Source organism: Bacillus sp. FSL L8-0099 (genome assembly GCF_038006385.1).
Classification (GTDB): domain Bacteria; phylum Bacillota; class Bacilli; order Bacillales; family Bacillaceae_G; genus Bacillus_A; species Bacillus_A toyonensis.
On sequence record NZ_JBBOVC010000001.1, the window covers coordinates 689,384 to 703,298 of the forward strand.

14 protein-coding genes are annotated in these 13,915 nt (G+C 33.9%); 9 read left to right on the forward strand and 5 right to left on the reverse strand.

All coding sequences use genetic code 11. The features are described from left to right. Positions 1-1,173, forward strand: a complete 1,173-nt coding sequence (locus MHH42_RS03455; protein ID WP_097837724.1) for an amino acid deaminase/aldolase — start codon at positions 1-3, stop codon at positions 1,171-1,173. Further along, on the forward strand, positions 1,161-2,474 hold the full coding sequence (locus MHH42_RS03460; protein WP_097837725.1) for a D-arabinono-1,4-lactone oxidase: 1,314 nt from the start codon (positions 1,161-1,163) through the stop codon (positions 2,472-2,474). Before MHH42_RS03455 ends, MHH42_RS03460 begins: the two co-directional genes overlap by 13 nt. 7 nt (positions 2,475-2,481) lie before the next feature. Here the strand turns inward: MHH42_RS03460 and MHH42_RS03465 are convergent, their stop codons facing one another. Then, positions 2,482-3,633 carry a VanZ family protein gene (locus MHH42_RS03465; RefSeq protein WP_070174235.1) on the reverse strand — a complete coding sequence of 384 codons (1,152 nt, stop codon included), beginning with the start codon at positions 3,631-3,633 and terminating at the stop codon, positions 2,482-2,484. Positions 3,634-3,804: 171 nt separating this feature from the next. Here MHH42_RS03465 and MHH42_RS03470 point away from each other — a divergent pair, with 171 nt between their 5' ends. Then, a complete protein-coding gene (locus MHH42_RS03470; RefSeq protein ID WP_001268327.1) occupies positions 3,805-4,008 on the forward strand; it encodes a hypothetical protein in 204 nt (67 codons plus the stop codon). A gap of 86 nt (positions 4,009-4,094) precedes the next feature. Here the strand turns inward: MHH42_RS03470 and MHH42_RS03475 are convergent, their stop codons facing one another. The 3 genes from MHH42_RS03475 to MHH42_RS03485 all read right to left on the reverse strand — a co-directional run bounded on the left by MHH42_RS03475 (position 4,095) and on the right by MHH42_RS03485 (position 6,450). Beyond that, on the reverse strand, positions 4,095-4,382 hold the full coding sequence (locus MHH42_RS03475; RefSeq protein ID WP_000471246.1) for an antibiotic biosynthesis monooxygenase: 288 nt from the start codon (positions 4,380-4,382) through the stop codon (positions 4,095-4,097). Positions 4,383-4,560: 178 nt separating this feature from the next. Beyond that, entirely contained in the window at positions 4,561-5,373 is an 813-nt protein-coding gene (locus MHH42_RS03480) for an undecaprenyl-diphosphate phosphatase (RefSeq protein ID WP_340892902.1), read from the reverse strand. A 132-nt stretch (positions 5,374-5,505) separates the two neighbouring features. Next, positions 5,506-6,450 carry a methyl-accepting chemotaxis protein gene (locus tag MHH42_RS03485; RefSeq protein WP_000495005.1) on the reverse strand — a complete coding sequence of 315 codons (945 nt, stop codon included), beginning with the start codon at positions 6,448-6,450 and terminating at the stop codon, positions 5,506-5,508. Between the two features lie 220 nt (positions 6,451-6,670). On the opposite strand from MHH42_RS03485, the gene MHH42_RS03490 reads away from it, so the two are divergent. The 5 genes from MHH42_RS03490 (at position 6,671) to MHH42_RS03510 (ending at position 10,673) form a co-directional block, all read left to right on the forward strand. Then, positions 6,671-7,945 (forward strand): 3D domain-containing protein, encoded by a 1,275-nt coding sequence (locus MHH42_RS03490; RefSeq protein ID WP_001105797.1) that lies wholly within the window; start codon positions 6,671-6,673, stop codon positions 7,943-7,945. 111 nt (positions 7,946-8,056) lie between these two features. Continuing rightward, entirely contained in the window at positions 8,057-8,275 is a 219-nt protein-coding gene (locus tag MHH42_RS03495; protein WP_000154014.1) for a helix-turn-helix transcriptional regulator, read from the forward strand. After that, positions 8,268-8,741 carry a hypothetical protein gene (locus tag MHH42_RS03500; protein WP_001081109.1) on the forward strand — a complete coding sequence of 158 codons (474 nt, stop codon included), beginning with the start codon at positions 8,268-8,270 and terminating at the stop codon, positions 8,739-8,741. Before MHH42_RS03495 ends, MHH42_RS03500 begins: the two co-directional genes overlap by 8 nt. 116 nt (positions 8,742-8,857) lie before the next feature. Beyond that, entirely contained in the window at positions 8,858-9,490 is a 633-nt protein-coding gene (locus MHH42_RS03505; RefSeq protein WP_001041715.1) for a class A sortase, read from the forward strand. Between the two features lie 139 nt (positions 9,491-9,629). Continuing rightward, positions 9,630-10,673, forward strand: a complete 1,044-nt coding sequence (locus MHH42_RS03510; protein WP_001249829.1) for a YHYH domain-containing protein — start codon at positions 9,630-9,632, stop codon at positions 10,671-10,673. Between the two features lie 31 nt (positions 10,674-10,704). Here the strand turns inward: MHH42_RS03510 and MHH42_RS03515 are convergent, their stop codons facing one another. After that, the gene (locus MHH42_RS03515; RefSeq protein ID WP_000443131.1) at positions 10,705-12,090 is read right to left on the reverse strand and encodes a peptide MFS transporter; all 1,386 of its coding nucleotides are present in this window, start codon (positions 12,088-12,090) and stop codon (positions 10,705-10,707) included. A 403-nt stretch (positions 12,091-12,493) separates the two neighbouring features. Between MHH42_RS03515 and brnQ1 the strand changes: the two genes are divergently transcribed. After that, complete coding sequence (brnQ1, locus tag MHH42_RS03520; protein WP_080119642.1) at positions 12,494-13,795, forward strand: branched-chain amino acid transport system II carrier protein BrnQ1; 1,302 nt, start codon at positions 12,494-12,496, stop codon at positions 13,793-13,795. The last annotated feature ends 120 nt before the right edge of the window (positions 13,796-13,915 follow it).

The window sequence follows — 13,915 nt, forward strand, 5'->3', positions numbered from 1 at the left end:
GTGGATCGAGGAATTTTTAAAGAAGTTCCATTACCGTGTGCATTTTTAGATGAAGTAGCTTTGGAAAGAAATATTCAATCGGTTATAGAGCTAAGTGGCGATAAAAAGATTCGAATAGCGAGTAAATCATTACGATCCGTTCCAATTATGAAACGGATTTTAGCTACAAACAACCGATTTCAAGGTATTATGTGTTTTTCACCTAGAGAGGCTTTGTTTTTAATTGAACAAGGATTTAATGATTTATTATTAGGATATCCAGCTTATGATGACAGGGCTTTATATGAAATTAGTTTGCTAACAAAGAAAGGGCTTATTATAACTTGTATGGTGGACTGTGAAGAGCATATTGTTTATTTAGAAAAAATTGCTGAGAAGTCTAAAGGGTGTTTTCGTGTTTGTTTGGATATTGATATGAGTAGCCGTTTTTTACAATTTCATTTTGGTGTAAAAAGATCCCCGGTAAAAGATGTGCGGAGCGCTTTGGAAATAGTAGAAAAGGTGAAGAACTCATCATCTTTAATATTAGATGGTGTAATGGGATATGAAGCTCAAATTGCTGGGGTTGGAGATCATATACCGAATCAATGGATAAAAAGTAAAGTAATTTCTTATTTAAAGAAGAAATCAGTGTTAGAAGTTAAAGAAAGAAGAGGACGTATCGTAAAAGAAATACAAAACCTTGGCATTGAACTTAGGTTTGTAAATGGGGGTGGAACAGGAAGTATAAAAACAACTGAGCAAGATAACTCAGTTTCAGAGATTACAATAGGTTCTGCTTTTTATGCCCCTAGACTGTTTGACTATTATAAAGAAGTACAATTTCATCCAGCTGTCGGATTTGCTTTACCAGTTGTACGTAAACCAGCTCCGTTTATCTATACTTGCCTAGGTGGTGGATATATTGCTTCAGGCGCAGTTGGTAAAGATAAAGATCCTGAGGTTTGGAGACCAGATGGTGCAAAACTATTAGCTTTAGAAGGTGCTGGTGAGGTACAAACTCCCGTTCATTATAACGGTGAAGAGCGAGTGAATATAGGAGATTCTATATTGTTTCGTCATAGTAAAGCTGGGGAATTATGTGAGCGGTTTCCAATTTTGTATCGTGTGAAACAAGGGAAGATTATTGGGGAGTATTCAACATATCGGGGGGATGGCCAATGCTTTCTATAGAGGGGAAAAAATGGAGAAATTGGACAGGGAATGTAGAAGGAACGCCGCATTATACGATGTATCCAGAAACTATACAAGATGTAGTAGAAGTTGTAGAGCTTGCACGAAAAAAAGGGAAGAAAATTCGTGTTGTCGGTTCAGGGCATTCGTTTACGCCTCTCGTGCAAACAGAAGAAATTTTAGTTTCTTTAGACGAATTGAAGGGCATTGTGAATATTGATGCAGAGAAGATGGTTGCCGAAGTATGGGCAGGAACAAAGCTACATGACCTAGGGAAGTTACTTGAAGAAAAAGGTTATGCACAAGAAAATTTAGGGGATATTGATTCACAATCTATTGCAGGAGCAATTAGTACGGGGACGCATGGGACGGGTGTTACCTTTGGGAGTTTATCAACACAAGTTATAGAGATTACGACAGTTTTATCAACAGGTGAGAGTATAGTTTGTTCAGAAACCGAGAACGTCGAATATTGGAAAGCATTTCAGTTATCGCTTGGAATGCTAGGTATTATCGTAAAGATAAAATTAAAGATTATCCCATCATATTCGCTCGTTTATGAAAGCGAAAAACAGTCACTATCTACTGTAATGAACAAGTTAGAAGAATATAAGAAGAATCGTCATTTTGAGTTTTTCGTTTTTCCTTATTCAAATGAAGTACAGGTGAAGTTTACAAATGAAACAACGAGTAAAGGAACTGATTTAAAATGGCATAAACTAAAGGTGGAGTTACTTGAAAATAGGATGTTCTCTTTGTTATCTAAAGGGTGCAAATGGTTTCCTTCCATAAGTAAAGGAGTAAGTCGATTATCAGCTAAGGCTGCACCAAACACAAAAATAATTGGCCCAAGCTATGAAGTGTTCGCTACATCACGTACGGTTCCATTTTATGAAATGGAGTACAGTGTCCCTTCAAAGCATATGAGAGCTGTTGTAGAAGAAATTTCAAGTCTTATTGAAAAGAAAAAGTATAAGGTGCACTTCCCGATTGAATGTCGCTACGTGAAAGGTGATGATATATGGCTTAGTCCAGCGTATGGAAGGGACTCGGCATATATCGCCGTTCATATGTATAAAGGTATGAAGTATGCCGCTTATTTTGGTGAAGTGGAGAAAATTTTTCTGAAATATGAAGGTCGTCCACATTGGGGGAAAATGCATACGTTAACATACGAAAAGTTACAAAACATATATCCAGAATTGCATTCGTTTCTAAAAATGAGGAAGTCGCTAGATGAAACAGGAATGTTTTTAAACCCTTATACAGAAAAGTTATTTACGATTATGAAAAAAAGCTGACAAAATATTACTTGTCAGCTTTTTTTAGTATAATCGCATTTCTTGTTTGACTAATATGCTCGTAGAATAGTAACTTATCACGGCTAAATACATGTAAGAAAACATGAATAATAAATATGCCGTTAATTACGAATTGGAATAACAGTATAACTAGTAATACTAAAGGCTCTGTAAGATTTAAGATAGAGCTACTAGAAAGAATATAATTGATTCCACCTAAAACGAAATAGAATATACCGTAACGGATGAATAGTTCCTTCATCGTAATACGATCTGATTTTCCTTTAATGTAAATACGAAGCAAAGCTTTTCCTATCGTTCTTCCATTTGTAAAGTATGGAATGATAATAAAGTAAATAAAGATTGAACATGTAATGAAAAGGAGTTCGTATACATTTGTGTAAGATTGGATATTAGAAATAAATAGAGAGTTTCCTTTATTTTTAATGACAGGAACGACGATAGATAAGAACAGCCAATCAATTTGCATAGCGATAAGACGACGAACGAATCCGACTGGTTTCGTTTCTAAATCAATATGACTATCTAATTCGCTTGTTTTCGGAAGGAAGTACGTAAATATTGGTGCAATGATAAAACCAATTACGCCGCCTAATGTGTTTAAAAATAGATCATCGATATCGAATAAGCGATATGCACAATTGTATATACCGTATAGTCCAGTTACCTGTGTTAGTTCAAAAAATAGTGAAAGACAAAAAGAAATACAAACTGTTTGTAAGAAACTACGTCGGAAATAATAACGTAAATAAACACCGAATGGAACGGTTAATAGAACGTTAAATGCTACTTGTAAAAACGCAGATTCTTTTAATAAATAGAAGTAAGTAGTTGGTTTCGCTAAAATTGCCGATGTATGATTACTAATCTCTTGTATGAAATAAAATGGTGAGAGTTGCATGTGCTGTGTATTAGCTGGTTGTAGGCTACAAGTATCATACGTTTGTGGTAATGGCAAAATAACAAGAAAATAGGCATTTAATAAATAGAGTAGTAATGAATATAAAATAAATGAGCGCCATTTATTTAAATAACCGTATTTTCGATAATTAAATATTAAAAATGGAATTAACAGAAACATTGCTAAAATAGGAAATAAAATAAATGCTGTTTTTACTGGAAATAAATATGCAGTCAAAATGAAGCTCCTTTCAATGAAAATTCGTTTATCATTATAGCGCTAAAAAGAGTATAAAACAAAGTTAAAATATTTCGAAATAGAAAAAATTACAAATTTTATCGAAATTAAGTTATACTAAATTTAATATAAGGATATTGTGATTATATAAGTTGAGAGAGGGTACTAGATATGCGATATGAACTTTTTTCTGTAAGTGGAGATCATATTACGAATTTTGAAAGTGCATGGCGTTTTCAAGAGGGAGAACAGATTTTTGTTCATGATGATCAAACAAAACGAAATTTTATTATTATTCGCCTAACGCATGATGTATTTCAACAAAATAAACATGTTATTCGTTTGTATTGTCAAGAAAAGAAAGTTTATAAATAAGGGAAGCCCTCTTACTGGATGAGAAAAGGTAAGAGGGTTTTATCATTTTACATTAGGAAAAGCTCTTTAGGAATATCGAGTGGAGTTTAATGCATATAAGTAGCATTGGATTTGGAAGAAAGGATATAGTTTTGTATTTTGTGCTTCCAATTTTCATTTTCGTTTCTTTGAGAAAGCCACGCATGGTAATCTTGTTGTGTTTTCCATAACATACGGACCATATATTTTTCTCCATCATCTGTACGATGCATAGGTGAAAATTCTATGTTAATAAAACCATTTGTTCCAGTTGATGGATAATATTGTTTAAGTGAATATAGTAAATCATTCTCATAGCCATATTTAATATGAATTAGTTTAGTAACAATAAACATATGAACACCTCTTTTATAATAGTAGTAAAGAAGACGGATTTTTATTAGTAGGAATATAATTGATATTATACTATTCTGAAAATTTAAAGTAAATAATGCACTTCAACTTAATAGAAGTATAAAAAAGCGAGCCATCTTTGTGTAGTAGAATGACTCGCTTTAAATTTGTAAGTTTACTTTATAAGAAAATGATAGTAAGTCCCCCTACGATAATACAATAGAAAGAGAAATATTTTAAATTTCCTTTTGCCATAATGTTCATAAACCATTTTAAAGAAATATATGTCATGATAAATGTTGCTATAAATGCAACGATATATGGTACGAATAATGTGTCTAAATTAGGATCTTTAGCAATGTCTGTAATACTTAGCAATAATCCACCTAAACTAACAGGAATATATAGTAAGAATGAGAAGCGAAGAGCGGTCTCTTGCTTCATACCGAGTAACATCGCTGCTACAATTGTAGCGCCAGATCGGCTAATTCCAGGGATTAGTGCACAAGCTTGTGCTAGACCGATAATGATTGCATCTTTCATAGAAAGGTCGCCATCATTTTTACGTCCACGTAAGTTTCGAATAATCCAAAGGCCGATAGCGGTAATAAGAAGGGAAATCCCAACCATTTTCACACCTTTTAAGTACTGATCGATATAATCTTTAAATAAAACGCCAATTACACCTGCTGGAATAGTTGCAATTACAAGGTAAATAATGAAGAAGAAATCTGATTTTGCATCTTCTGCTCTTGTAAATATATAAGATAGACCATTCTTTGTTAGACGAATTAAATCATTTCTATAAATAAGTAACACAGCTAGTAATGAAGCTGAATTAACAAGTAGTTCAAAGCTAAATCCTTCTATTTTTAGTCCTAGCAAATGTTGTGCTAAAACGAGGTGACCACTTGAAGAAATCGGAATTGGTTCTGTTAGTCCTTGGAACAGACCAAGAATTAAGTATTTTAAAATGTAGTAAAATTGTTCCATAACATCCTCCTTGTTAATTAGTCTAAAGAAACAACTTTCCCATTATAACAAAGATATAGATGAATATTGGGAAGAAATAAATATTCGAAATATAATAAAAACCCCTTATAGAGATATAAGGGGTTTTTATTGTTAATGAGAAGATACTGTTTCTTGAAGACCATTAGTCAATTGAACATCGACTTTTTCTGCATCATGAATATGGTTCATAATAGTAGTATTTAATTTTTGGAACATTTGTTGAGTGTTTGCAAATTCTCGTAATATATCATCATTACAAGATTTTTGGTTTTCAATTGCTTGAATAACATTTGTAGCACCATTTTGTAACGTTTGAATCATAATTAAAATGTTTTCGATTCTAGCGTTTGTATCGGCACTCATTTCTACACCTTCATCGACTAAATGTAAATTATCTTTTGTGTTTTCGTATGCTTTTTCAATTTCTTCTTGAATTTTTTTCGTTAAGTTGCCAATATTTTTTGTACTCTCTGCCGTACTTTCTGCTAGTTTTCTTACTTCATTGGCAACAACCGCGAAACCTTTACCGTGCTCTCCAGCACGCGCTGCTTCAATACTTGCATTTAACGCAAGTAAATTTGTTTGTGCTGCAATGTTTTGAATGACTTCTACAATTTGCTCGATTTCTTTTGAGCGTTCACTTAAATGATTCATACTGTTAGACGTGCGCTGAGATTGTTCACCTAATTTATTAATTACAATAAGTAAACGGTGAACAGATTCTTTTCCTTCATTAGAGCAGTCAATAATCTCTTCAATAGACTGAATTAAGCTTTGTTCTTTTTGTAACATTTCACTATTTAATTCATTAGAATTTGTTGTACGTGTTGAAACATTTTCAAAACACGAGTTTAATTGCTGAATTAAATTTTGAAGTGTATGGTGCTGGTTATTTACAAGTTGATGCTCTTGAACGACGTTTTGCACACGGTCATGGATAGAAGAAATCATATTTTGTTTTTCAATATCTTTTTGTTTTAATTCTGCCTCTAATTCTTTTATACGATCTTCTAATTGATCAATTTTATGTTGGAGTGATTTCTTTTGAGTAAACATGTATTTATTTCAACCGCCTTTGGAAGTTATATTTTCTCTATATTTGGATTTTAGCATCTTTTATAATTTTTAAATATAGGAATTGTTAAATATTTAAGAATCTATTACATTTTATTTATAATTCCCTATTTTTTGTCATGAAAAATAAACTGTATTTAATAGTATTGTAAACAAACTGTAAAATAAATCATGTATAACTGTATAAGAAGGGAGTCGGATTATGAACTATTTTAAGCGAATCAGTAGTCTAGTATTAGCAGGAATTATCGGTCTTTCTAGTACAGTCGCTGTAAAAGCAGAGTCAAACGACGAGAAACTTAACAACATGCAACAGCAATTGCAGCAAAACGATGCAGATATGCAGAAGAAAGAGCAAGAGAAGCAAGCTGTTAGTAAAGAGATTCAAGGTATTGAAAACGAACTACATAACTTAAATAATACAATTGCAAAAAATAAAGAGGATCAAGCTGCTATTCAACGTAAAATCGATGAAACGCATAAGCAGATTGAGCAAAAAAAGAATGAAATTGTCGTTTTAGAGGATAAAGTCCTTGCTCGTAAAGATATTATGAGAAAACGTATGGTTTCTGTTCAAAACAGTTCAAATACAAGTTTAGTAGTAGAAGTTGTTGTAGAGTCAAAAAACTTTGCAGATTTCTTACAACGTATGAATGCAGTTTCTACTATTTTAGAAGCTGATAAAGAAATTTTACGTCTACAAGAACAAGATCTTCGTCAAATTGAAGAAGATAAGAAAACAATTGACGAAAAAGAAGCATCTTTAGTAGTAGACAAACAAAAATTAGCAAAAGCGCAAGCTGATTTGCAAGATAACTTGAAAAAGCGTCAAGATAACTTACAAGCAGTTCAAGCTAAATATAACCAGATTGCAAGCCAACTTAATTTAGCAGCAGAAGAAAAAGCTAAAATTGAGTCAAATATGAAGGCAGTACAAGAAACGATTGCTCGTGAGCAAGAAGCAGCAAGAATTGCAGCAGAAGAGCGTGCGAAAGCAGAAGCGGCTGCAAAGGCTGAGCAAGAAGCTTTAGTGAAAGCACAAGCAGAAATTGCTGAAAAACAAAAGCAAGAGAAAGCTAATAAACCAGCTGAACCTGTTGCTAATAATAATTCGAAGGTAGAACCTGCACAACCTTCGAAGCCAACTGCTGGTGGAAGAGAAATCTATGTACATGCAACAGCTTATACAGCAGATCCAGGTGAAAATGGTTATGCACCAGGCCAACAAGTATACTCTGCATGGGGACCAGGTGGTAAACCTTATAATTTAACTGCAAACCCAGGAATGAAATTAATTGCTGTAGATCCAAGTGTTATTCCATTAGGGTCTACTGTATATGTTGAAGGATACGGGCAAGCAATTGCAGCAGATACTGGTGGCGCGATTAAAGGTCACAAAATCGATGTTTTAATGCCTGATAAAGCTTCATCTAGTAATTGGGGCAGAAAAAATGTTAAAGTTACAATTTTAAACTAACACGTAATCCAACTTTACAATACGTAAAGTTGGATTTTTTTTGCAAAACTTGTTAAGTTGAGTTTACATTTTGTTAAGGATAGCATACAATAATGGTGAGAGGTGGTAAAATTGACCATTTTAAATAGAGTGAAAGAATTAAGGGCTCGCTTCAATTTTTCGCAAAGTGTATTAGCAGAAAAGGTTGGAGTGACGAGACAAACAATTGCTGCAATTGAAAAAGGGGATTACGTTCCGTCGTTGTTATTGGCACTTACGATTTGTGATGTGTTCCAGTTAAAGATGGAAGATGTGTTTGTTTTAAATAAGGAGGGGAAAGAGGATGAATAGACTTGTATTTTCTTATATGCTAAATGTACTTTTGATGGTATTAGCAGGTTGGGCTTTTATTGAGTTGTATTATTTTACTATTGAAGTCGCTAATTTTATTCAAACGAAGAGAGTACCATTTGAAGTTTCAATAAGTTTAATACCGCTCGGATTACTTTTAACATTTGGTATTGTATCGACGGTTCTTTATAAAATTCAAAAGAAAAAATATAAAGAGCTCTCGTATTGGATGTTTCCACTATTATTTCCTCAAGAAGATGAGCGTGAAAAGGCAATTACAGAAAAGGCTTGTCGTACTACATTTATGTCATTATGGTATGTGTTGCCTTGTGCGGTTGGGTTTTTAACTCTTTCTCCAATTGTTATTCTATATGTTCCTGCATATCCGATATATATTGCATTTAGTATCTTCTTTATTCAGATGACGATTTTTCACGTGTCTTTATATCGAAATAAAATTGCTTAAAAAGAAACCTTCTTGCATCGGCAAGAAGGTTTCTTTTCAGCTTATACTTGTACATATAGCAATATTATTTTATCATTTTATATAGAGTAAGATTTTGTAAGGGAAAGGAATTGTATATGAATAAGCAAAGAATTTATAGTATAGTAGCAATCCTTCTATTTGTTGTAGGTGGGGTTTTAATTGGAAAGCCATTTTATGATGGATATAAGGCTGAAAAGAAACAGACTGAAAATGTGCAAGCTGTTCAAAAGATGGATTATGAAAAGCATGAGACAGAATTTGTAGATGCGTCAAAAATTAATCAACCAGACTTGGCAGAAGTAGCGAATGCATCGTTAGATAAAAAACAAGTAATCGGTCGTATTTCGATTCCAAGTGTTTCATTAGAAATTCCTGTTTTAAAATCTTCTACTGAGAAAAACCTGTTATCAGGTGCAGCGACAGTAAAAGAAAATCAAGTAATGGGAAAAGGGAATTACGCACTAGCAGGGCATAACATGTCTAAAAAAGGTGTTTTATTTAGTGATATAGCATCTTTGAAAAAAGGCGATAAAATTTATTTATATGATAATGAAAATGAATATGAGTACGCTGTTACCGGTGTATCTGAAGTAACTCCGGATAAATGGGAAGTTGTAGAAGATCATGGGAAAGATGAGATAACGCTTATTACATGTGTATCTGTAAAAGATAATTCTAAGCGTTATGTTGTAGCTGGTGATTTAGTAGGAACGAAGGCGAAGAAATAAAAAAGAAGGCCAACTCTTTAAAGAGTTGACCTTCTTTTTTACTACTTTTGAGAAATAATAGAATATTTTAGTTTGTATTTAAAAATCCTTCTATTTATGTATAATAAATTTAGAATTCTAAATTTTGGGAGGAACAAGAGTGAGACAACAGGTGAAGAAACTTCTTTTAACAACAAGTGTAGCGTTATTGATAGCTCCAATTTCAGCTTATGCGCATCCAGGACGTACAGATGCGAATGGTGGACATACGTGTCGTACAAACTGTGAAAAATGGGGATTACAGTACGGGGAATATCATTATCACAATAAACCAGCTTCTAGTAGTGGTGCAACGAGTCCAGCTCCTAGCCAAAATAATAATGGTGCTGTAGAAGCTGAAAAACAACGTGCTGCAGAAGCACAGCGTAAAGCTGAAGAAGAGAGACAACGTGTAGCTGAGGAACAAAGAAAAGCAGAAGAGGCACGTAAGCAAGAGGAAGCTAAGCGCCAAGTTGATATGGAGAAAGGTCAACTTGAAGGCGAAAAAAATGGAGAGACTGATTTTAAAGCAGGGAAAAATGACGTACAAGTACATTTAGCTGGAAAATCAGATACATATAAACAAGCATTTACAACTGCTTATACTACTACTTGGTCTTTAGAAGAGCAGAAGAAAACGCATTTTGAAAAAGGAAAAGAACAGGGCTTAGCACAAGAGACGATGGACGATAGTCAAATTACTCCAGATTTTAAGCAGATCTTTGCAGAAGGTTTCCAAGTGGGAAATAAAGAGAGAACAGAAAAAATTGAAAAAGAGCAAGCTGAACTAGGGGAAAAGGCTGGTAAGGAACTAGCTGAAAAGAATCCTGGAAATAATGAGAAAGATGTATACGTGAAGTCATATGAAACAGCGTATGAAAAAGGCTATAAGTCTACAAAAAAGGCAGTAGAAAAGGCTGGATATAAGTATGCGTTTGAAAACTATGATTTGAAGATTCCTGCCAAGTATGAAAAGAATGGCTCATTAAAAAAATGGTTTACTGAAGGATTTAAATCGAATAAAAAAGCAACGGAAATTCGAGAAGAAGGATTTAAAAAGGGAGACAGCTGGTTTTCATTTTTCTATAAGAGTTTCGTGCCAAGTGAATATAAAGAACATAAAGAGTTGTATGAGCAAGCAATAGAAAAAGGTAAGAAGGCATAAAAAAGATGAGGAGAAATTCCTCATCTTTTTTTTAATCCATCCATTTTACTAGTTTTTTAGAGATTAATAATAAAACACAACCTAAAACAATCGCTACAGCGCCGATAACAGTAAACACTTCAGCATATCCAAGTGAAGTTGTGAAGCTTGCAAGTTGTCCACCTAAAATATTGGCGATACCTGAACTTGCTAGCCATACACCCATTAGTAAAGAAGCAAGTTTTACTGGAGCGAGAGAACTAACCATTGATAGTCCGACAGGTGATAAGAATAGCTCACCTAACGTATGGAAAAGATACGTAAAGACGATAAATAGTAAGTTTGCTTTTTCCGTAATGTTATGTTCGTCACTACCTGTTTTTAATGTAGCGATAACAAGTATGATATAACCGATACCGAGTAAGATCATACCAAGTCCCATTTTGGTTGGGATTTTTAAATCCCCGCGCTTGCGAGTTGCAAGTTTTGCCCATAATGCTGAAATGACTGGGGCAAGTAAAATAATAAATAATGGATTGACCGATTGGAACCAAGATGTTGGAACTTCCCATCCGAACACAGAGCGGTCTACAAATTTGTTTGTATATAGTGTTAATGAACTACCAGCTTGTTCAAAACCAGCCCAGAAGAAGACAACGAAGCACGTTAAAATGACGATAACTGCGGTACGTTGTTTTTCTTTTTTTGTTAACGGTGTATCTCCTACTGATGGTTGTCCAGCAGCTGTTTGCAAATCGCGAGTTGGTTTTTTACCGATATCACCAAGGAAGCGATTTGATAGTGTTGTAAATAAAATTTGTCCAATGATCATTCCGATTGAAGCTGCTAAGAAACCGTAACGGAATCCGTAATGTACAACGCCATCAACTGTTGTTTTGAATAAATTTTCTGATAAAAATCCGCAAACGAGTGGAGCTAAAAATGACCCAACGTTAATACCCATGTAGAAAATGGTAAATGCACTATCACGTTTTGGATCATTCTCTTCGTATAATTCTCCAACCAGTGTAGAGATATTCGGTTTGAAGAATCCATTACCGATAATAATAAGCGCTAATCCGAGGTATAGGCCTAATTGGTTTTGCAAGGCAAATAGTGTAAGGTTACCGATTGCCATCGTTATACCACCAATTGTGATGGCTTTTCTTCTACCTAGAAAACGGTCTGTTAAGTATCCACCAATCATTGGTGTGAAATAACAGGCTCCAGTATAAAATCCGTAAATGGAGAGTGCCCATGCGGGACTAAACCCAAGACCACCGCTTACTAAAGCTGTCGTTAAATATAATGTTAATAATCCTCGTAATCCATAGTAACTAAATCTTTCCCACATTTCTGTAAAGAAGAGTAAGTATAAACCTGGAGGATGTTTCTTTTTTCTTTGCTGTTCTTTTTCTAGTTGTATCGCTGATTCCATGTTATTTTCCTCCTGACACAAACAAAAACAAGGTTAATAATTTTGTATATTTAATATTTTACTTTATTAACTATTATAAGTCAATGAAGTGAAACTTTAATCATATTGGAAGATTTTATTCCAATATGATTATTAGTTGAACGAATCGGGCTTTTATGGGCAGTTTGATTCCCACTGGATATCCGGTTATTAGCTTAATTATTAGGGGGGGAGTCTTACTGTCCGTTAATGCGGGGAAAGGTTGATTTTTCAGAAGAAATTGGAAAAGGGAAATAGCTATAGAATGGGCATTTCTTTTGTGATAGACTATGGACTATGTTTTCTTTGTAAGGAAGCGGATTATCGCGTTTTTCTATATGTGGAATTGATTTCACAAGAGATGAAATTGAAGAAGGAGAAAGAAATGAAATTGTTACAGAAAAAAGAAATTTTACTTATTAGTCTTATGCTATTCTCTATGTTTTTTGGAGCGGGGAATCTTATCTTTCCGCCTTTCCTTGGATATGAAGCAGGAGAACACGTGTGGATTGCGCTGTTAGGTTTTATTATATCAGCAACAGGTCTTCCGATATTAGGTGTTATTGCTGTTGCAAAAGCAGGAAGCTTTCAAACGTTAGCGGGTAGAGTACATTCTTCATTTGCAATTATTTTTCCGTGTATTGTGTACTTATTTATTGGACCTGGTCTTGGTATACCACGTGCAGGAAGTCTAGCATTTGAAATGGGACCAGGTCAGTTATTCCCAGAATCGGGTAGTGTAGTTTTACTAGTTTATACGATCGTTTTCTTTAGCTTTGTTTACTGGTTAAGTTTATCGCCATCTAAATTAATGGGCTTATTTGGGAAGGTTTTAACGCCTTTATTATTATGTATGATTGCACTTATTTTTATAAAAACTATGTTTACACCAGTTGGTAGTGTGAAAGAGGCTACTGGAAATTACGGACAAGTTCCTATGTTCCAAGGATTTTTAGATGGATATTTAACGATGGATGCGCTAGCGGCTTTAATCTTTGGTATTGTTATTGCAAATGCTTTACGTGCAAAAGGTATTGAAGATGATCAAGGCTTAGCGAAATATATGAGTATTGCTGGTATTGGAGCAGGTCTTTTATTATCTATTATTTATGTCATCCTCGGATATGTGGGTTCAATTAGCGGTTCGTTAGGTACGTTTAATAATGGGGCGAATGTGTTAGCACAAGTGATGACGACGTTATTTGGACAAGGCGGAGTAGTTTTGTTAGGCCTTATTTTTACTATTGCGTGTTTATGTGTTTCAATTGGACTTGTTACATCTTGTAGTCAGTTTTTTACAAGTGTATTTCCGAAAGTATCGTATAAAGTTTGGGCGTTTATATTGAGCTTTATTAGTATGATTTTAGCTAATTTAGGGTTAACACAAATTTTAAAAGTTTCAGTACCGATTCTTGGATTTATTTATCCAATTGCATTAACGCTTATTATTTTAGGGTTATTCCATAAATATATTGGGAAGTATGTGTGCATATATCCTGTTACAATTTTGATTGTAGCGGTATTTAGTGCAATCGATATTTTAAATAAAAATGTGATGACGAATCAGTGGACGCCAATATTGAAGTATATTCCGTTTTATACAGAAGGTGTAGGATGGATCATTCCAGCTCTTGTAGGTGTGTGTATTGGTGTAATCGTTAGTATCATGATAAATAAGGACAAATAAGTGAAAGGGTGTTTTCTATAATGGGAAAACACCTTTCTTTTTTTGGAAAAATAGTTTTAAAAATGAATAGACTAAGAGTATGATAAAGATAATTGGTAATATATAGGTTTCGAATGAATG

Excerpts from the sequence above, each read along its gene's own strand:
- MHH42_RS03480 (WP_340892902.1), bottom strand. The coding sequence starts at position 5,373 with ATGGAACAATTTTACTACATTTTAAAATACTTAATTCTTGGTCTGTTC.
- brnQ1 (WP_080119642.1), top strand. The coding sequence starts at position 12,494 with ATGAAATTGTTACAGAAAAAAGAAATTTTACTTATTAGTCTTATGCTA.
- MHH42_RS03505 (WP_001041715.1), top strand. The coding sequence starts at position 8,858 with ATGAATAAGCAAAGAATTTATAGTATAGTAGCAATCCTTCTATTTGTT.
- MHH42_RS03515 (WP_000443131.1), bottom strand. The coding sequence starts at position 12,090 with ATGGAATCAGCGATACAACTAGAAAAAGAACAGCAAAGAAAAAAGAAA.
- MHH42_RS03500 (WP_001081109.1), top strand. The coding sequence starts at position 8,268 with ATGAATAGACTTGTATTTTCTTATATGCTAAATGTACTTTTGATGGTA.
- MHH42_RS03485 (WP_000495005.1), bottom strand. The coding sequence starts at position 6,450 with ATGTTTACTCAAAAGAAATCACTCCAACATAAAATTGATCAATTAGAA.
- MHH42_RS03470 (WP_001268327.1), top strand. The coding sequence starts at position 3,805 with ATGCGATATGAACTTTTTTCTGTAAGTGGAGATCATATTACGAATTTT.
- MHH42_RS03475 (WP_000471246.1), bottom strand. The coding sequence starts at position 4,382 with ATGTTTATTGTTACTAAACTAATTCATATTAAATATGGCTATGAGAAT.
- MHH42_RS03490 (WP_001105797.1), top strand. The coding sequence starts at position 6,671 with ATGAACTATTTTAAGCGAATCAGTAGTCTAGTATTAGCAGGAATTATC.
- MHH42_RS03460 (WP_097837725.1), top strand. The coding sequence starts at position 1,161 with ATGCTTTCTATAGAGGGGAAAAAATGGAGAAATTGGACAGGGAATGTA.